Genomic DNA, 19,106 nt, shown 5'->3' on the forward strand with positions numbered 1-19,106 from the left:
TCATCACTCAATGCAAAACTCCCTGCTCGCGGACAATGTTGATCATTTTAGTCAAGATCCGGTGGGCGCCGGCGGGCGCCCACCGGGTGCACCTACCCTGCAGGCGTGGTGGGGGTCGGGACGGGCACAACCGGCGCCGTCACGGTGACCGTGCTCGCGCCCGAGTAGTCGGAGGCCGTCTCGCCGCAGAAGTACCGGAACTTCACGGTGAAGTTTCCGGTGCCCGCCGTGACGGTGGTCGTGGTCGTGTCCGGCCCGGTGCGAGCGGGGGAGGAGACCCCGTTGCCCTCGGCGAGCAGCTCGTAACCGGAGAGCTCCTGGCCGGCCGGGCAGGACTGCCCCGGCCAGGTGACCGTGACGGTACCGGCGGGAGCGACGGTGGACGGCGTGGCCGACGGCGTGCCTGAGGGCGCGTCGGGGAGCGCGGGAATGAAGTCGGAATAGACCCGCACCTCGATCGGCGTGCCCTCGGCGACCCGACCCGTGGGGTTGATCCCGTAGACCCTGTCGACCTGGTCGGCGTCGGGCGCGGCCTTGTCCGCCACCACGTTGGCGCTGAGACCGAGCTCGCTGAGCCGGTCCCGTGCCTCGGAGCTGGTCATACCGAGGAACTCGTTCTGGTCGAGTTCCACCATGTTGGTGGTCGGCGTTGGTGTCGGCGTGGGCGTGGTCTTGGGCGGAGTCGGCGTCTGGGAGGTTGCCGTGGGTTCCGGTTCCGGCGTGGCGGCCGGCTGCATGAACAGCGTGACCAGGGTACCGACGAGAACCAGACCGAGGATGGAGATGAGCGCCACCAGCGGCCAGGTCCAGGGACTGCGCTTCTTCTTTTTCTTGGGATCCGCTGCGGCTGCCGCGGCGGCCGCCTCAGCGCGGGTGCCCGGCTGTGTCACACCGGACGCTGACGGCATCAGCTGGGTGGTCTGGTCGTTGCCGGCACCGGGCATCAGCATGGTGGCCGCTGTGGGCGTGAGGCCCGTCATGACGGCCGGTACGGATGCGGCAGCGGCCGCGACGTCACCGCGGCGGAGCGCGATGGCGGCACGAGCCAGGTGCGCCGCCGAGGCGGGGCGCTCGGCTGGGTTCTTGGCCAGGCAGGAGATCACCAGGTTACGGACCGGCTCCGAGACCGTTTCGGGCAGGGGCGGTGGCTGCTCGTTGATCTGAGCCATCGCGATCGCCACCTGGGACTCACCCGTGAACGGGCGCCGGCCGGCGAGGCTTTCGTAGGCGACGATGCCCAGGGAGTAGATATCGGTGGTCGGCGAGGCCGAGCGTCCGCTCGCCTGTTCGGGCGAGAGGTACTGCACCGTGCCCATGACCTGGCCGGTCGCGGTGAGGGGAACCTGGTCGGCGATACGTGCGATGCCGAAGTCGGTGATCTTGACGCGGCCCTCTGGGGTGATCAGCAGGTTGCCCGGCTTGATATCGCGGTGCACGAGCCCGGCCGCGTGCGCGGCATGCAGGGCGGCGGCGGTCTGCGCGACGATGTCGAGGACCTTGTCGGCGGGCAGCGTGTGCTCGCGTTCGAGGATCGTGGAGAGCGCCTCACCGGGCACCAGCTCCATGACGAGGAAGGCGCTGCCGTCTTCTTCGCCGTAGTCGAAGACGTTGGCGATGCCCTCGTGGTTCACCAGGGCGGCGTGCCGGGCCTCAGCGCGGAAGCGCTCGAGGAATCCGGGGTCGCCAAGGTACTCGTCCTTGAGGATCTTGATGGCGACTGTGCGCCCGATCACCAGGTCGACGGACTGCCAAACCTCGCCCATACCGCCGATGGCGATGCGGGATTGCAGCTCGTATCGTCCCCCGAAGGTGAGCCCTGCTGTGGGTCTCATTTATTCAGCACCGCCTCTAGTACCTGTTTCGCTATCGGTGCGGCAAGCAAGTTGCCGTACCCCGTCTGACCGAGTCCCCCGCCATCTTCGATGAGAACGGTGATCGCGTATTGCGGGTCTGCCGCGGGGGCGAATCCGGTGAACCACAGTGTGTATGGGTCATCGGCGCCGTTCTCCGCAGTCCCCGTTTTTCCCGCCACGTCGACTCCGTCTATTCTTGCATTGCTCGCGGCCCCGTCCTGGACCCCGTTGACCATCATCTGGGTCATGGTCGCCGCGGTTTCGGCGCTGAGCACCCGGTCGGCGGCGACGGGTTCGAAGGTCTGCAACGGGCTGAGGTCCGGTGCCAGGATTTCATCGACCAGGTTGGGCTGCATTTCGATACCTCCATTGGCGATCGTCGCTGAGACCAGCGCCATCTGCAGTGGTGTGGCGCGCACGCTGGTCTGGCCGAAAGCCGACAGGGCAGTCTGCGCGTCGTCGGGGTCTTCGGGATACTCACTGGCGGTGACCGACAGGGGGATGGTGAATTCGGAGTTGAAACCGAACTTCTCCGCCATGGCGCGGATGGCGTCATCGCCGAGCGCCAGGCCGAGCTCGGCCATGGGGATGTTGCAGGACAGTTTGAGCGCCGTGGCGATGGTTACGGTGTCGCCCGAACCGCAGGTGCCGCCGCCGGAGTTGATCACGACGGAGCTGGAATTGGGCAGCGTCCAGGTCGCCGGGTTCGGGAAGGTGCTCTCCGGGGTGTACTGACCCGATTCCAGGGCCGCGGCCACCACCACGAGCTTGAACACCGAACCGGGCGGGTTGAGCGAATTGATGGCCCGGTTGATCAGCGGGTTGCCCGGAGCGTTGACGAGGGCGTCGTAGGTGTCGTTGACCGCGGCACTGTCGTGCACGGCGAGGGTGTTGGGGTCGTAGCTCGGCTTGGACACCATCGCGAGCACCCGGCCGGTTTTGGGCTCGGTGACGACGACGGAGCCGGTGTTGTCGCCCAGCGCGTCCCACGCGGCCTGCTGCGCGACCGGGTCGATGCTGGTCTCGACCGAGGCGCCCTTGGGGTCCTGGCCGGTGACCAGGCTGGAGACCTGGTCGAAGAACTGCGCATTCGAGGTGCCGCTGAGCTCGCCGTTGAGGGCCTGCTCCAGCCCGGTGGGCGCACCGTTGACCGGGATGAAGCCGGTGATCGGGGCGTAGAGCAAGCCGTTGCTGTAGGTGCGCTGGAACTTGTAGTTGTCATCGACCGGCATCGACTGGGCGATCGGCTCGCCGCCGGCGAGGATCGCGCCGCGCTCGACGGAGTAGCTGTCGAGAAGGGTGCGGGTGTTCCGGTCATCCGCCGCGAGGTTATCGGCCTGGAAGACCTGCACGACGGAGGTTGATCCGAGCAGGGCGGCGAACATGAGCATCACGACGATACTCACGCGCTTGAGTTCACGATTCATCTAGACCACCAGCCGAGGTTGGTTGCGCACAGTGTCGGACAATCGCAGCAGCAGGGCCACGATGATCCAGTTGGCGACGAGGGAGGAGCCACCGGCGGCCAGGAACGGGGTGGTGAGGCCGGTGAGCGGGATGACACGGGTGACACCGCCGATGACGATGAAGCACTGCAGGGCGATGACGAAGGAGAGTCCGACGCCGAGAAGCTTGCCGAAGTCGTCTTGCCCGGCGAATCCGATACGGAAGCCGCGGGCGACCAGGAGCAGGTACAGGGCCAGGATCGCGAAGACGCCGGCCAGGCCGAGTTCTTCGCCGAGGCTGGCGATGATGTAGTCGCTCTGGGGGACCGGGGTGAGTTCCGGACGGCCCTGGCCGAGGCCGGTGCCGATCAACCCGCCCTTGGCGAGGCCGAAGAGACCCTGAACGAGCTGGTAACTGCCGCCGGCTGCGTCGTAGACGGCCGGGTTGAGCGCATCCAGCCAGTTGGTGAACCGGCCGTTGACGTACTCGAGGGTCTGGCTGGCGATGAGGGCCCCACCGAGGAACAGGCCCATGCCCAGCAGCACCCAGCTGAGCCGGCCGGTGGCGAGGTAAAGCATCACCAGGAACAGTCCGAAGTACAACAGGGCTGTGCCCAGGTCGCGCTGGAAGATGATGACCGACATGGACAGGGCCCAGACGACCAGGATCGGGCCGAGGTCGCGCAGACGCGGGAAACGCATTCCCAGGAACTTCTTGCCGACCATGGAGAGGCTGTCGCGGTTGCGCACGAGGTAGCCGGCGAAGAACACGGCCAGGGCGATCTTGGCGATCTCGCCGGGCTGGAAGGTGGCGAACGAGCCGAAGCCGATCCAGACCCTGGCACCGCTGACCTCGCGGCCGAGACCGGGAACCAGCGGCAGCAGCAACAGCGAAACGCCGACAAAGCCGGCGACGTAGGTGTACCTGAACAGCACGCGGTGGTTGCGGATGATGAGGAGCACGGCGATGGCGAGGGCGATGGCCAACCCGCTCCACACCGTCTGCCGCACGGCGGCACTGGCCCAGCCGGCTTCCTCGTTGGCGATATCGATGCGGTAGATCATCGCGATGCCGATGCCGTTGAGCAGGGTGGCGATCGGCAGGATGAACGGGTCGGCCTCCCTCGCGACAAAACGCAGCACGATGTGCATCGCGAAGACCAAACCGGACAAGCTCGCGCCCAGGAGCACCAGGGTGGTGTCGATCTGGCCGAGTGCGCCCAGCTGCACGAGCACGACGGCGCCCAGGTTGATGCCGCAGGCGAGGATCAGCAGAAACAGCTCGAGATTGCGCAGCTTCTGCGGCAGGTGCAACCGGCGGATTTTGCCGGTCTGCGGGGCCGCCTCGCGGGCATCCGAGGTCGTTTTACTCTGCCGGGGCATTGCTCAACCGTTCCACGATGAGTTTGGCGTCTTCCAGGGATGACGCGTTGATGGTGCGCTCCACCAGCTGGCGGTCGTAGACGCGCAACTGGTTCAGCTCCAGGTTGGTGTCTTCGTAGACGCTGGACAGTTTGAGCGGGCCCAGATCCTGCTGGATGCCCTGGTAGATCGCGACGGTGCTGCCTTCGACGCCGACGAAGTACCGGCTCTGCGTCCACTGGTAACCCAGCAACGCGGCACCGACGATGGTCACGATCAGCAGCACGATGGCGGCCAGCCAGGTGACCTTGCGGCGTGTGGCGCGGCGCGCGTCTTCCTCGATGAGTTCGGACAGGTAGTCCTGGGAGTCGGGTTCGAAGTGGGTTTCCCGCACGGGGTGCAGCCGCAGCGATGGGATGCGGGGCGCGCGGGTGCGCACCGGCTCCTCACCGAACGCCAGCGGCGCCGCGGCGGAGCCGACCACGATCGGCTCACCCAGTCGTTCTCCGCCGGAACCGATGTCGACGACGACGATGGTGACGTTGTCTGGCGCGCCGCCGTCCAGGCTCTCCTTGACCAGGCGGTCGGCAACGGCCTGCGCATCGAGCGAGGATCTCAGGGCGTTGCCGATGCCCGTGTTCGACACCACGCCGCTCAGCCCGTCGGAACAGATCAGCCAGCGGTCGCCCGCCCGGGTGGCCAGGATCGAGGTGTCGATCTCCGGAGAGGACTCGACGTCGCCGAGCACCCGCATCAGCACCGACCGGCGCGGATGCACCATGGCTTCGGCCTCGGTGATGCGACCGCTGTCGACGAGGCGCTGCACGAAGGTGTGGTCGGTGGTGATCTGCGACAGCTCACCGTCCCGGAACAGATAGATCCGGGAATCACCGATGTGCGCGATGGCGACCTGGTCATCGAGCACCACGAGGGCGCTGACGGTGGTGCCCATGCCGGTGAGTTCGGCGTGCTCGAAAACAGTCTCGGCCAACTGCGAGTTCGCGGCGATCAGCGCAGCCTGGAGCGCGAACTCGGCGTCCTGAGCCGACAGGTAGGCCGTGTCGGCCTCCATGATGCGCTTGGTGGCGATGGCCGAGGCCACGTCACCACCGGCGTGTCCGCCCATGCCGTCGGCCACGACGAACAGGGTGTGTCCCGCGTACCCGGAGTCCTGGTTGTTGGACCGAATCTTGCCAACGTTGGACGCGGCTGCGCTGTGACTAACCGATGCCATGCACTACCGCCGAAGCTCGAAGCTCGTCGCGCCGATTTTCACGGTGGCGTTCAGCGGCACCGACGTGGGCACGGCAACACGTTTGCCGTCGAGGAAGGTGCCGTTGGTGGAATCCAGGTCCTGCACCATCCAGTCGTCATGCCACAGCATCAGCCGTGCGTGGTGGGTGGAGGTGTAGTCGTCCCGGATGACCAGGCTCGAATCGCTGGACCGGCCGATGGTGACGGGCTCGGTGCCGAGCGGGAACTCGGTGCCGGCCTTGGGTCCGGAGGTGATGACCAGGCGGGTGGCGGTCTGCGCGGTGGCCTTCTCTGGCCCGGCTTGCGGGAGCGGAGCGGCCTTCTGGCGGGAGAACTGCTCGGTGGGTGCGGAGGCCGAGGCCGCCGGGGGCTGCGCGAACGCTCCGGCGGGTACCGGCGCGGGCGGCGGGGTGGCGAAGGGTACGGGTGCCGCTGCGGGCGCATCCGTGGACATCTTGCGCACTCGCTGGCCGAACAGGTCACTGCGGAGGGCGTAGACGATGCCGAAGATGAACAGCCAGAGCACCAGCAGGAACGCCAGGCGCAGGACAAGAAGGGTCAGTTCACTGGGATTCATGCGTTCGGCCCCCAGAAACCGCCCATATCGTGCCGTTGGGTGGACTCGTCGACCCGACGGGCCTCGGTTCTGTCGGTGCCGGCCTGGGCGACGACCCTGAAGACGATGCTGGTGCGCCCGATGGTGATGACAGAGTCGGGCTCCAGGATGGCCTGTTTAACGGGGGAGCCGTTCAGCTGGGAGCCGTTGGTGGAGCCGAGGTCGCGTACCTGGGCGCGGGCGCCGTCCCAGATGATCTCGACGTGGCGGCGGGAGGTGCCGGTGTCGTCGATGGTGATGTCGGCGTCCGAGCCGCGGCCGATCACCGTGCGGGACTTGACGAGCTGATGACGGTGCCCGTTGATGTCAACGACCGGGGTCCAGGCCACGCTGCCGTTGACGGAGGTGGAATCGATCTGCACCATGCCCTCGCTGAGGCCGGGGTCGTTGGCGAACGTGATCGAGACGACGCCGGTGAACTGATAACCCTGCGAGGACGCGTGCTGCTGCACGAGCTGGACGAGTTCGTCGATGAGGGCGGGGCCCAGATCTCTCATGCGGCCGAAGTCGGCCTGGGCCAGGCGCACGGTGAAGCGATTGGGCGCCAGGATACGATCCCGCGACACGACCGCGGCTTTGGTGTCGAGCTCACGACGCAGCGCTGAGGTGATCTCCACCGGCTGCACGCCCGACTTGAAGGTCTTGGCGAAAGCGCCGTTTACGGCGCGCTCAAGACCTTTCTCAAAGTTATCCAGTATGCCCACAGGTCTCCCGATCCGGTCCGTTTGGCTATGAGCATGTTACTTGCCTCACGTGTTAACTCGCCCAATGGGCGGGTCAGGGCACGGGAAGTCATCCTACGGGGGTAGTGCGGTCAGACCACTAACGGGGGGCATTCCGCGGGTCTGGCGCAGGCTGAGTCGGGGCGGAAGCCCTCGAATGGCGTTCAGGCCCTGCGGAATGCTAGGATTTCAAAGTTCGCGCGAGTGGCGGAATTGGCAGACGCGCTGGCTTCAGGTGCCAGTGTTCGAAAGGACGTGGGGGTTCAAGTCCCCCCTCGCGCACAGTGAAAAGTGCACGATGGATGAATAATCTGCGCGAACAGGAAAGGCCCCCGGGAAACCGGGGGCCTTTCGTCATTCTCGGTGGTGCATACGGAACTGCACTCGTTGTCAGGCTCTCACCGGATTCACCAGTTCTGGTTCTCAATGGCATCGGTGAGTGTTGTTGTACTTCTGCACCGCGCGTCCCTACGGTGGAATTACACCGCAGCGGCGCGAGAGGCTCGAACGTGCAGCACCCGCCGCCGGTGCATCACCCGAGAGGACCACCGTGAAGCGTTTCACCATGCCCGGAACCGAGATCGTCGCCCCGAACGTTGTGCTGGGCCTGATGCGGATCGCGGAGAAGACCGACGACGAGGTGCGCGAACTGGTGCGCACCGCCCGTGACGCCGGCATCGACTTCCTCGACCACGCCGATGTGTACGGCACCGACCTGCACGGGTGCGAGCGCCGGTTCGCCGAGGCGATGCAGCTCACCCCGTCGCAGCGTGACGAGCTGACCATCCAGACCAAGACCGGGATCGTGGGGGATGGGCCGTACTTCGACTTCTCTTATGAACACATCATGGATTCGGTGGACGGTTCCCTGGCCGCGCTCAACACGGACCACATCGACATCCTGCTGCTGCACCGCCCAGACGCGCTTGTCGAACCCGCAGAGGTCGCCAGGGCCTTCGACGAGCTGGACGCCGCCGGCAAGGTGCGCGCCTTCGGTGTCTCCAACCACACCCCGCGCCAGATCGACCTGCTCAAGAAGTACGTACGACAGCCGCTCGTTGCCAATCAGCTGCAGCTCTCGATCACCCACGCTCCGATCGTCGCGCAGGGCGTGGCGGCGAACATGGCCGGAGAGCGGCAGTCGCTCACCCTCGACGGCGGCGGAATCCTGGACTACTGCCGGCTGAACGACATCACGGTTCAGGCCTGGTCGCCGTTCCAGGCCGGCTTCTTCACCGGGGTCTTCCTCGGCTCAGCGGAGTACCCCGAGCTGAACGCGGTCATCGACCGTCTCGCCGCTGCCTACGACGTTCCCGCGATCGCCATCGCCACGGCCTGGATCACCCGCCACCCCGCACAGATGCAGGTGGTGCTCGGCACCACCAGCCCTGAGCGGGTGGCCGCGGCCGCGCTCGGCTCGGAGATCCCGCTCACCCGCTCAGAGTGGTACGAGCTGTTCCGCGCCGCGGGCTACCGGGTGCCGTAACCCTGGCTAGTCCTCGACGGTGAAGCCGAGGAGGGCGCCGGGGGAGGCGACGATCAGTCGCCCGGCTCCGGCGTCGACCCCGACCATCCGCACCGACCCGATCGAGAACGTGTCACTGAGCTCTCCGGTCGCTTCGCAGGCTTGGTGGTCGTCGCCGCCACCGAACGACGTGCTCTCTCCGGTTCCGGGGTACATCGCGATCAGCGGCTCGCGCTGGATGGAGCAGGCGTAGACGGCCTCCTCCGAGGCGTCGGAGTGCTCCCCGGTGATGAGGTTCACGATCGTCGATTTGCCGTCGATGAGCCTGACGCTGTCGGCAGAGAATGAGGCGAAGGTCGATTCCTTCTCGTCGCCGGTGCCGTTGTAGTCGTCGCCGCCCAGCGGGAGGGTCCAGTCGATCTCCCCTGTTGCCACGTCGACCCCGACGAGATCGACGTCGAAGTCGGTGCGGGTGACGTCGAAGCCCGACCCGTCTGCTTTCTTGACGACCGATGTTGTACCGGAGTTGATGACGCAGAAGGTGCGCTTGCCGTCGGCGCGCGCCTCTTCACGCACGTAATAGTCACAGAACTCGGCTCCGTCGAGGCTCCAGACGCTCTCACCGGACTCCGGATCCAGCGCCACGACGCGCTGCTGCGTTGCGTCGTCGGTGTATTCGGTGGCGTCCGCACGGGACGCGTCGAACAGGCCCCCGGCGCCGATCAACAGGCCGGTGGTTTTCTCCTTGGTCCAGAACCAACCGCCGTCGGACGAGGTGCCCTCGCCGAAGACCTCCTGATAGGGGCGCTCCCAGAGAAACTCGCCGTCGGCGCTGCTGCCGAGCATCTCGGTGCCTTCCGGGGGTCGGCTATTGGTGGAATAGACGCGGTTGCCGATCAGGCGGGCCGAGTCCGGCAGCACGACGTCGGTATCCGGGGTGATCTCGCCTCCGGCGGTGGTGAAGCGGTAGCTCAGGCTGCCGGCGTCGTAGTCGGTCTGCTTCCAGCCCGTGAAACAGATATCGGTGCCGTCGGCGCAGGATGACGGTCGGCTGGTCGCCCAGACCCGGTTGTCGGTCAGCGGGACAGGCGTTCCCGTGCCGAGGTCCGCCAGCACCAGGTCCTGCCAGTCTTTGTCGTCGCCCGGGCGAAGGTAGGCGGCGTAGTGCTGGTCGCCATCGCTGATGATGGTGGCCGACGCCTGCACACCGACCGTTGCCGCCCCGGTCACTGCGCTGTCGGCCCAGAGCTGTTCACCGGTCGTGGCGTCCCAGGCCACGACCTGCAGGGAACCTGAGGACGCCTTCGCGTAGGCGAGAACCACGCCGTCTGCCGCGGCGGGATCGCCGACCAGGGACGCGTCGACGGACCAGTCCGGCGTGGCCACCTCGTCGAGCTCCCGAGCCGCGATATCGGCGGCGCTTTCCGGGATCAAGCTGGTCCCCGGTGTGCAGCCGGTGAGAGCAACAAGCAGCACCAGAGCCGCGATCGGCAGCGTGGACGTGGCTCTGAACATGGTTTCCCCCGAATCCCCCCTGGCGCGCTCGCCAAGACTGCAAGTATGGCGCATCCGCCCCGCTCGGGTGACTATCGAGAACGAACGCAGGGCGCGGTGGCGTTGATCGAGATGCCCGCGGCGGTGCCGCGGATCGACAGGGTCTCCAGGCTGCCGTCCGGCACGGAGTAGAAGTCTGTTCCCATGGCACGGTCGGATCGGCTGAAGCCGCTGATCTCCCAGGCCGTTGTGATCGCGTCGAAGGCCTCGTCGGCGCTGTCGGCGATCTCGAAGATCGGGATCACGACAGAGCCCGTCACCTGCTCGTCGGAGCCGCCGGTGCACGTCGTGGTGGTGACAGAGGCCGGCCCGCGAATGCCCGCTTCGTCGCCGGCGGCATCCAGCAGCGCCGTCACCAGGGCGAGGTCGCCGGCAATCCGGGTGGTGGCATCCGCCGGATCGACGACGGCCGGGGGAGTGGCGCCGGGCAGCCCGGCCAACCTGTCGTCGGGCTCGGCCGAGCCGAGCGGGAGCCCCAGGTAGCCCGTCAAGGTCTCTGGTGAGTCGGTGGCGGTGGCTGGTGCCAGGGATACGTCGAAAGATGCCAGAGGCAGGCCGTCGACCTGGGTCTGGGAGTCGTCGAGCTCGGTCAGCAGGCCGGCCACGTCCTCGACGTCTCCGAGAGCCGCGACCCGCACCCTCAGGTTCGGACGCCACGCTGCGGAGTCCTTGCGGTTGTCGACACCGTCGAAGTACACGGAAGTGACCGCCAAGTCGGTGCTGAGCTCGGCGAGAAACCGTACCAGGCCGGTTCCGGGCGAAGTGGGGTCGATTGTCAGGGAGGAGCCCTCGCTCGAGCCGTCCGCCGGCGAGGTGAGAGTGATCGCCGGCAGGGCTCCGCTGCCGAAATCGGGCAGTGCCCGGACTGTTGTTGTCAGGTCGGCCCAGACCGAGGCGGACTCGACCTCGATGCCGACAGGCTCACCGTGCTGGAACACCGACACCGACAGGGTTCCAGGCAGGTCGCGCAGGGCGACGGCCGCGTCGGCCATCTGCTCAGGATCGAGGCTGGTGATGACGCCGATGCCGGGCGGCGAGAAGCTCAGCGACACGTCGGCGCCCCCCTTCTCGCCCGGGATCCGCACGACGGAACTCATCGAGACCGTGCCGTTCTGGGCAGCCGAGTCGACCGACACCGCCAGAGCCGGCACGTCCACGTTCGAGTCGTCGGCCTGCACCGTGAAGTGGGCGTCCCACAGGTCCGGTGCGGTGGGCGACTTGTCGGACTGGGCGAAGCCGTCGCTGACCCGGATGTCCGCGGTCACACTGGCCACCCCGGGGGTGGCCCGGATCTCGGTCAGGGCCTCGTCGACCACCGTAGTGACCTCTGTCGGTGGCCCGTCGGCGGGCCCTGCCCAGGCCGCGCACCCCGTCAGCGTAAGCGCCAGCGCCAGCGCCCCGACCCCCGCGCCGGCCGTCATCCGTAAGAACCCCCGTGCTGTCATCGAGCCAGTATCCCGCACCGACCTGGACGGTGTGCCACGCGGAGCCAGGCGCCCGGCTGAACACTCACGGCCGACTCAAGGCCTGCCTGTTACTGTCGGTTGGTCACCTCGAACCGAGCTGACACCACAGTCGTCAGGGAGATCCCGTGAATCAGCCGCGCATGAACGTCGAGTCGTTCAACCTCGACCACCGCACCGTCGTTGCGCCGTACGTGCGCCTGGCCGACACCAAGGTGCTGCCGCTGGGCGATGTCATCGTGAAATATGACGTGCGCTTCACTCAGCCCAACGTCGCCCACCTGGAGATGCCGGCGGTGCACTCGATCGAGCACCTCTTCGCCGAGCACTCCCGCAACCACTCGGACCGGGTCATCGATTTCTCGCCGATGGGCTGCCAGACCGGTTTTTACCTGATCCTGCAGGGACGACCGGAGTTCACCGAGGTGCTCGAGCTGATCGAGGCCACCATGACCGACATCCTCGGCGCCTCCGATGTGCCGGCGGCCAACGAGGTGCAGTGCGGCTGGGGCGCGAACCACTCGCTGAGCACCGCCCAGGAGGCCGTGACGGTGTTCTTGGCCGGCCGCGACGGCTGGGCCAACGTCACCGCATGAGCAGCGTAGACACCCTCGGCGCGAGCACCCTCATCCCTGACAGCCCCGACGCGATCGTCCTGGTCGCCATGGCGGAGGAGGCCGCGCCGTTCCTGGCGGCGGCCACCGTCGCCGCCGAACCGGTCACCGTGGGCAAGGCCCTGCAGTACCGGCTGACGCTGGCCGGGCGCGATGTGCTGCTCGTGCAGGGCGGTATCGGGCTGGTCAATGCGGCCGGTGCAACGACATCCGCGATTCTCGCCGCCCGGGCGGGTGACCCTGTGGCCGCGCCGCTGGTGATCAGCGCCGGCTCGGCCGGCGGCGTGGGCGTAGAGGTGCGGGTCGGTGAGGTCGTGATCGGCAGCGACTGCCTGAACAGCGACGCGGATGCGCGCCCCTTCGGCTACGCCCTCGGCCAGGTGCCCGGTATGCCCGCCCGGTATGCCGGCGCGGCCGCTGCCCTCGACGCCGCCGATACGCCCACCCGGATGCCCGACGGGTCGGCCCTGGTCGTGCAACGCGGGCTGATGGTCTCCAACGACAAGTTCGTGGGCGCCGAGCTCGCCGAGACCCTGCGCGAGCTGTTCCCAGGGGTGCTCTGCACCGACATGGAAACCGTGGGAATCGCGCAGACCTGCTTCGCCTACGGGGTGCCCTTTGTGGCCATCCGCGGCATCTCGGATCTGTGCGGACCCGTGGGCGATCACCTCACCCACGTTGACGATGCGGCCGAACGTTCGGCCGTGGTGGTGCTGGAAACCCTCCGCCGGCTCTAGAGCTCGTCCATCGCGGGCGGGGGAGACCGGACCGATCAGGGTGCTGCTGGTCGTGCCGGCGTTGCGCGCATCCGCCGAGGAGGTGATGGCCAACCCCGCCGGTACCGCCAGGGTGGCCGGTTACCCGCGTATCGCCGCCGGATCCGGCATCGTCACCCTGTTGCTGGTCGGCGTGACCGTGGTGATGGTCTGGAAGCCGTAACCGGGGCGGGTCAGGCAGCCTCGTAGGCGCGCCGCAGCCAATCGAGCACCTCGGCGGTGAGATCGTCGGGCTCGGCCAGGCGCAGCCGGTGGGTGACCATGCTGTTCCAGCTGCCGGATGCCTCCAGCGCGTCGGCGCCATCGACGCCGGGCAGCTTGAGACCCAGGTCGAGCCGGCCGGCGGTGACCTGCACGATGGCGAACTTCTTCGTCCCCTTGAGCAGACTGATGTAGCTGTTCGTGGGAGCGAGGTTCACCTCGCCGCTCTCACGGGCGTGGCTGACCAGGGCGTCGTAGGTACCCCGCCAGTGCGCCTTGCCGCCGCCGAACTGGGCGTTGATCTTCTCGTCGACCGGCAGGCGCTGCCCGGAAACCTGCCCCAGGGCCGAGACGAGGGCCATCGCATGGCCGGTGCCGAGGCCATAGTCGTCCTTCAGCCAGGCCACGATGCGGGCGGTCTTCACGTCGGGCCCGAGCAGGCCCTTGGCGGCCGCGGCGGCACGGAAGTCGTCCGGGTCGAGGCCGGTTTTGGCCTTGATGGTGTCGAAATACGCCTGGATCGTCATGGAGGTCCTCGCTGCGAGCCGGATCAGTGACGTTAACGTAGCAGGGCCGCGCATCCGGGTGGATGCGCGGCCCTGCAATGGTGCGAACGCTAGTCGAGCGTGGGCATCTGCTCGGTGATGTGCGCGATCGTGGGGATCGACGAGGTGATCACGGTGCCGTCGGCGCGACGGGTGTCCTCGATGAGCGCCGCCGTGGGAGCGCCGGGGTCGCGGGCGCCCTGGTGCGACAACGGAACGGTCTCCGGCTGGCCGGCAGTCACGATGACCTGCAGACCGCGCACGGTGAGCCGCGCCTCGGTGCCCTCCTCGATGCTGAGGTGCACGCTGGTCTGCGTGACGGCCACGCGCAGGCGAGAGCCCTTCAGCGTGACCCTGAAGATCAGCTCATCCCAGTCCTCCGGCAGGCGCGGGTCGAGCGTGATGCGCCCGCTGTGGTCGCGCAGGCCACCGAACCCGTAGACCAGCGCGCTCCACACGCCACCGGCGGAGGCGACGTGCACGCCGTCCTGCGCGTTGTGGTGCAGGTCGGCGAGGTCCACGAACAGCCCGGAGGTGAAGTAGTTCAGCGCGAGCTCGTGGTAGCCCACCTCGGCGGCGATGATCGACTGCACGACATCCGACAGCGTGGAGTCGCCCGTGGTCAGCGGGTCGTAGTAGTCGAAGTCGGCACGTTTCTCTTCCGGCGTGAACTGGTCGCCCTGCAACAAGAGCGCCAGCACCACGTCGGCCTGCTTGAGCACCTGGAAACGGTAGATCACCAGCGGGTGGTAATGCAGCAGCAGCGGCCGGTTCTCCGGCGGCGTCGCGGTGAGGTCCCAGCGTTCCTTCTCGAGGAACTGGGCGTCCTGCGGGTGGATGCCGAGGTTGCGGTCGAAGGGGATGTGCATCGCCTCGGCGGCGAAGGACCACTCCATCACCTCGGCCTCATCGAGCTTCAACCGTGCGGACATGGAGTCGAACGAGGCCCGGTCGACCGAGTACAGCCGGCGCACGCTCTTCACCGCGGCACGCAGGTTGGAGCGGGCCATGATGTTCGTGTACAGGTTGTCGTTGACGACGGTGGTGTACTCGTCCGGGCCGGTGACGCCGTGGATGTGGAAGACGTCGTTGCCGTTGCCGCGCCAGAAGCCCAGGTCGGCCCACATCCTGGCGGTCTCCACCAGGATGTCGATGGCTTCGCGGGCGAGGAAGTCCTCGTCGCCGGTGGCCGCGACGTACTGGCTGAGCGCATAGGAGATGTCGGCGTCGATGTGGTACTGCGCCGTGCCGGCCGCGTAATACGCGCTGGACTCGAGCCCGTTGATGGTGCGCCACGGGAACAGGGCGCCGAGCTGGTTCAGCTCGGTGGCGCGGGCGCGGGCGTGGTCGAGCATGCCGTGCCTGAAGCGCAGGGCGTTCCTGGCCGCGTTCGGCGACGTGTAGGTGAGGAACGGCAGCACGTAGACCTCGGTGTCCCAGAAGTAGTGCCCGCCGTAACCGGACCCGGACACCCCCTTGGCCGAGACGCCCTGGCCGTCGGCGCGCATGGACGCCTGGGCGAGCTGGAAGAAGTTCCACCGGGTGGCCTGCTGCAGGGCCGGCTGGCCGGGCAGCTCGACATCCGTGCGGGCCCAGAAGGCGTCGAGCCAGTCGCGCTGCTCCTGGATGATCGCGGCGACGCCGGCTTCCTTGGCACGGTCGAGGGTGCGGTCGCACCGGTCGGCGAGCTCGTGCGTGGGCACCCCGGCCGAGGTGTGGTAGCTGAGCAGCTTGGTGATGCGGATGGGGTTGCCCATCTTGGCCTTCACCTTGTACACGTGCTTGGCCAGATCGTCGCCCAGCTGCGACGACTCGTCGAAGTCGTTGATCGTGTCGATCGAGTGGTCGGACGCCGTGGCGATGGTCATGCCGGAGTTGGTGCACCGGAAGCCCAGGATGTAGCGGCCGTTGTTGGCCCGCTTCAACCGCGGCTGCAGCACCCGGTCGGTGAACGTCTCGGCGCGGCGGGGATCCCAGTCGTTCGCCGAACCGGACTTGGGCCGGTCGTACTCGCCGATGCCGTCCTGCCGGTTGAGGGTCTGGCTGGAGATGACGACCGACGCGTCGGCATCGAGCATGGTGACCTCGTACTCGATCACAGCGAGGTGGCGTTCGGTGAACGACACCAGGCGGCGCGAGCGGATCAGCACCTGCTTGCCCGACGGGGTGCGCCAGACCAGCGACCGCGACAGGATGCCGTCGGCGAAGTCGAGCCGGCGCTCGTAGCTGAGCAGCTCGGCGAGGGTGAGAACCAGGGGCTCGTCATCGACGTAGATGCGGATGATCTTCGCATCCGGTGCGTTGACGATGGTCTGGCCGACCCTGGCGAAACCGAAGGCCTCTTCGGCGTGCCGGATGGGCCATGTCTCGTGGAACCCGTTGATGAAGGTGCCGTGCACGTGGCCGTCGCGGCCCTCGTCGACGTTGCCGCGGAGCCCCAGGTAACCGTTGCCGACGGCGAACAGGGTCTCGGTGCGGCCCATGTCCTCGCCGGAGAAGTCGGTCTCCACCAGCGCCCACTCATCGAGCGGGAACCGGCTGCGGTCCAGTGGGTCGGAGAGGTTCTGGATGGTCGCGTCAAGAGTCATGCGCGCACTCCACTCGGGGTCAGGACGGTGCTGCCGATCAGCGGCAGGAGTTCGTCGAGGTCGGTGACGACGGTGTCGGCCCCCGCCTCGAAGAGCACGTGGGCGCCGACGCCGCGGTCGACACCGAGCACCAGGCCGAAGTCGCCGGCGCGGCCGGACTGGATGCCGGACTCGGCGTCTTCGACGACGACACACTGGGCGGCGGTGAGGCCGAGCAGCTCGGCGGCGAACGCGTAGGTATCGGGGGCGGGCTTGCCGGCGAGCTTCTCGGCGCGGGCGCGCACACCGTCGACGACGATCTCGAACCTGTTACGCAGGCCCGCGGCGGTGAGCACCATCTCACCGTTGAGGGAGCTGGTGACCACGGCGACCTGGATGCCGGCCGCGACGACCGCGTCGAGGAACCGTAGCGAACCGGGGTACGGGCTCACGCCGTCCTCGGCGAGGGTCTCGTTGAATGCCTTGTTCTTGCGGTTGCCGAGTCCGCAGACGGTCTCGAGCTCCGGCGCATCCGTGGGCTCGCCGTCGGGCAGGGACAGGCCGCGGGAGGCCAGCAGTGACCGCACGCCGTCGTACCGGGGCTTGCCGTCGATGAAGCCGAAATAGTCGGCGTCGGTGTACGGTTTGACGCCCTTCGACTCGAGGAACGGGGTGAACAGTCGCGACCAAGCGCTCATGTGCACCTCGGCGGTGGGGGTGAGCACACCGTCAAGGTCGAAGAGCACGCCGCGCGCGCCAAGTACCCGGTCTCGGGTCTCAGCTGGCGTAAGGGGGGAGTGGGGGGAAGTCAATATGGAGCCCTGCTTGGTAGGTGCGTGACGAACAGATGGCGGAAACGGGTAGTCGAGCTTGTCACCTGCTCTGCGGATCACGAAATTCCGAAGGCTAACGCCCCAGGGTCCGGGAGGCCGAGCACGTGCAAGTCGATCCTAGGTCGCGGACCGGTCCAGCATGGTGCCGGAGTGTTAACATTCTGTTGCCATTCGGGCGGACTCGGCGCGCTGTGATGCCGCCTCGGTGAACGCTCAGTGCGCCATCATCGGCGCGTCGTGGGTGTCGGTGACCGACGGGGCCGGCTTGCGGATGAAGAACGCCAGCGGGATCGCGAAGAGCGAGATGATCGCGCCGTAGAGGAAGGCGCTCTGGGTGCCCGCCGCCGTCGCGGCGACCTCGCCGGCACCGTTGGCCATCTGCGTCGCCGCGGTCGAGGACATCACCGTGACGAACAGGGCCGTGCCCGCGGCTCCGGCCAACTGCTGGGCGGTGCCGACGACGGCGCTACCGTGCGAGTACAGCTTGGGCTTGAGGGAGGCGAGCGCCGAGGTGAACAGCGGAGTGAACAGGAACGCCAAGCCGAAGCTCAGTGTCACGTGGGCCACGAGCACCCACCAGACCGGCGTCGTGGCGGTGAGCATGGTGAGGAACCAGAACGCGGCGCTGACGATGATCGACCCCGGCACGAGCAGGACGGTGGGGCCGAACCTGTCGTAGAACCGGCCGACGAACGGGGCGAGCAGGCCCATCGTGAGACCGCCGGGCAGCAGCAACAGACCGGTGGTCAGCGCATCCAGGCCCAGCACGGTCTGCATGTAGATCGGCAGCAGGATCAGGGTGCCGAACAGGGCCATCATGCTCACGGCGAGCATCACGATGGCGAAGCTGAACGTGCGCGAGACGAAGGTACGCAGGTCGAGCAGGGCCCGGTCGGTGCGCTGCAGCGTGAGCTGGCGCCAGACGAACAGGGCGATCGCCAGCACGCCGATGGCCAGTGGCACCAGGCCGGCGGCGGCGTTGCCTGTGGCGGATTCGCCGAGGTTGCTCAGCCCGTAAACCAGGCCGCCGAAGCCGAAAGCCGAGAGGATCACCGAGACGACGTCGAGGGGCACCGCGGTGGGAGTGGTCACGTTCTTGATGCGTGCGGCGCCGAGCGCCAGGGAGCCGAGGGCGATCGGCAACACGAGGATGAACATCCAGCGCCAGTCGAGCACGCTCAGGATGAGGCCGGAGATCGTGGGGCCGATCGCCGGGGCGACCGAGATGACAATGGAGATGTTGCCCATGGTCTTGCCGCGGGCGGCCGGTGCCACCAGGGTCATCACGGTGGTCATCAGCAGCGGCATCATGATGGCGGTGCCCATGGCCTGCACCACCCGGCCCACGATGAGCACCTCGAAGCCCGGTGCGATGGCGGCGATGAGGGTGCCCGTGCTGAACAGGGTCATCGCGGCGAGGAAGACCGGGCGGGTGTTGAACCGCTGCAGCAGGAAACCGGTGATCGGGATCACCACGGCCATGGTGAGCATGAACGCGGTCGTCAGCCACTGGGCGGCGCCGGCCGTGATGTTCAGGTCCTTCATCAGGTGCGGCAGCGCCACACCCATGATGGTCTCGTTGAGGATGACCACGAACGCGGACACCAGCAGCAGCGAGATGACGAGCTTGGTGCCGGCGGCATCCGGGGCATTGCCGGTCGGCGCGGCGGGCGCGGGGGCAGTGGTGACGGCGGAGTCGGTCATCGGGGTCCTAACGGAACGGGCTCAGGTGCGACCCCGGTATGAGGTACCCATGGTTCAACCAGAATGCGCCGGTTATGTTCCCGAATCGGACAATTCCGTCCGGCGCACCGGCACCATTTGTCCGCACGGGCA

At 67.5% G+C, this 19,106-nt stretch carries 16 protein-coding genes and 1 tRNA gene; 5 read left to right on the forward strand and 12 right to left on the reverse strand.

Going from position 1 to position 19,106, the window contains the following annotated elements; translation table 11 throughout:
- Positions 1-92 precede the first annotated feature (92 nt).
- From C3B61_RS07520 to C3B61_RS07545, 6 genes are read right to left on the reverse strand one after another with little or no spacing between them, the layout of a single operon-like run.
- On the reverse strand, positions 93-1,832 hold the full coding sequence (locus tag C3B61_RS07520) for a protein kinase domain-containing protein (RefSeq protein ID WP_103460070.1): 1,740 nt from the start codon (positions 1,830-1,832) through the stop codon (positions 93-95).
- Complete coding sequence (locus C3B61_RS07525; protein WP_103460071.1) at positions 1,829-3,280, reverse strand: peptidoglycan D,D-transpeptidase FtsI family protein; 1,452 nt, start codon at positions 3,278-3,280, stop codon at positions 1,829-1,831. Before C3B61_RS07525 ends, C3B61_RS07520 begins: the two co-directional genes overlap by 4 nt.
- On the reverse strand, positions 3,281-4,681 hold the full coding sequence (locus C3B61_RS07530) for an FtsW/RodA/SpoVE family cell cycle protein (RefSeq protein ID WP_103460072.1): 1,401 nt from the start codon (positions 4,679-4,681) through the stop codon (positions 3,281-3,283).
- A complete protein-coding gene (locus C3B61_RS07535) occupies positions 4,665-5,894 on the reverse strand; it encodes a PP2C family protein-serine/threonine phosphatase (protein WP_088454797.1) in 1,230 nt (409 codons plus the stop codon). The genes C3B61_RS07530 and C3B61_RS07535 overlap by 17 nt, the downstream gene beginning before the upstream one ends.
- 3 nt (positions 5,895-5,897) lie before the next feature.
- A complete protein-coding gene (locus C3B61_RS07540) occupies positions 5,898-6,491 on the reverse strand; it encodes an FHA domain-containing protein FhaB/FipA (protein WP_103429902.1) in 594 nt (197 codons plus the stop codon).
- Entirely contained in the window at positions 6,488-7,234 is a 747-nt protein-coding gene (locus tag C3B61_RS07545; RefSeq protein WP_088454799.1) for an FhaA domain-containing protein, read from the reverse strand. The genes C3B61_RS07540 and C3B61_RS07545 overlap by 4 nt, the downstream gene beginning before the upstream one ends.
- A 216-nt stretch (positions 7,235-7,450) precedes the next feature.
- On the opposite strand from C3B61_RS07545, the gene C3B61_RS07550 reads away from it, so the two are divergent.
- Positions 7,451-7,534 (forward strand) — tRNA-Leu (locus C3B61_RS07550).
- A gap of 268 nt (positions 7,535-7,802) precedes the next feature.
- Positions 7,803-8,738 (forward strand): aldo/keto reductase, encoded by a 936-nt coding sequence (locus tag C3B61_RS07555; protein WP_103460073.1) that lies wholly within the window; start codon positions 7,803-7,805, stop codon positions 8,736-8,738.
- Between the two features lie 6 nt (positions 8,739-8,744).
- On the opposite strand, the gene C3B61_RS07560 is transcribed toward C3B61_RS07555, so the two are convergent.
- Both C3B61_RS07560 and C3B61_RS07565 read right to left on the reverse strand, forming a co-directional pair.
- Positions 8,745-10,232, reverse strand: coding sequence for an outer membrane protein assembly factor BamB family protein (locus C3B61_RS07560; RefSeq protein ID WP_103460074.1), 1,488 nt, complete (start codon positions 10,230-10,232; stop codon positions 8,745-8,747).
- Positions 10,233-10,303: 71 nt separating this feature from the next.
- Positions 10,304-11,716: a hypothetical protein gene (locus C3B61_RS07565; RefSeq protein WP_133160246.1), complete on the reverse strand. Its 1,413-nt coding sequence runs from the start codon at positions 11,714-11,716 to the stop codon at positions 10,304-10,306.
- Between the two features lie 161 nt (positions 11,717-11,877).
- On the opposite strand from C3B61_RS07565, the gene C3B61_RS07570 reads away from it, so the two are divergent.
- Genes C3B61_RS07570 through C3B61_RS19650 form a run of 3 tightly spaced genes read left to right on the forward strand, consistent with a single transcriptional unit; the run spans position 11,878 to position 13,287 of the window.
- The gene (locus C3B61_RS07570) at positions 11,878-12,330 is read left to right on the forward strand and encodes an S-ribosylhomocysteine lyase (protein WP_103460076.1); all 453 of its coding nucleotides are present in this window, start codon (positions 11,878-11,880) and stop codon (positions 12,328-12,330) included.
- Positions 12,327-13,085, forward strand: coding sequence for a 5'-methylthioadenosine/S-adenosylhomocysteine nucleosidase (gene mtnN, locus C3B61_RS07575; protein WP_103460077.1), 759 nt, complete (start codon positions 12,327-12,329; stop codon positions 13,083-13,085). Before C3B61_RS07570 ends, mtnN begins: the two co-directional genes overlap by 4 nt.
- A gap of 40 nt (positions 13,086-13,125) precedes the next feature.
- Positions 13,126-13,287: a hypothetical protein gene (locus C3B61_RS19650; protein ID WP_165787925.1), complete on the forward strand. Its 162-nt coding sequence runs from the start codon at positions 13,126-13,128 to the stop codon at positions 13,285-13,287.
- 10 nt (positions 13,288-13,297) lie between these two features.
- Here C3B61_RS19650 and C3B61_RS07580 read toward each other — a convergent pair whose 3' ends face one another.
- From C3B61_RS07580 to C3B61_RS07595, 4 genes are all read right to left on the reverse strand, one after another.
- Positions 13,298-13,852, reverse strand: coding sequence for a DUF4287 domain-containing protein (locus C3B61_RS07580; RefSeq protein ID WP_088454804.1), 555 nt, complete (start codon positions 13,850-13,852; stop codon positions 13,298-13,300).
- Between the two features lie 89 nt (positions 13,853-13,941).
- The gene (locus C3B61_RS07585; protein WP_088454805.1) at positions 13,942-16,458 is read right to left on the reverse strand and encodes a glycoside hydrolase family 65 protein; all 2,517 of its coding nucleotides are present in this window, start codon (positions 16,456-16,458) and stop codon (positions 13,942-13,944) included.
- The gene (locus C3B61_RS07590) at positions 16,455-17,183 is read right to left on the reverse strand and encodes an HAD family hydrolase (RefSeq protein WP_088454806.1); all 729 of its coding nucleotides are present in this window, start codon (positions 17,181-17,183) and stop codon (positions 16,455-16,457) included. The genes C3B61_RS07585 and C3B61_RS07590 overlap by 4 nt, the downstream gene beginning before the upstream one ends.
- 300 nt (positions 17,184-17,483) lie before the next feature.
- Entirely contained in the window at positions 17,484-18,974 is a 1,491-nt protein-coding gene (locus tag C3B61_RS07595; protein WP_103460078.1) for an MDR family MFS transporter, read from the reverse strand.
- Between the last annotated feature and the right edge of the window lie 132 nt (positions 18,975-19,106).

The sequence above is a fragment of the Cryobacterium zongtaii genome, from assembly GCF_002909375.1.
GTDB lineage: Bacteria > Actinomycetota > Actinomycetes > Actinomycetales > Microbacteriaceae > Cryobacterium > Cryobacterium zongtaii.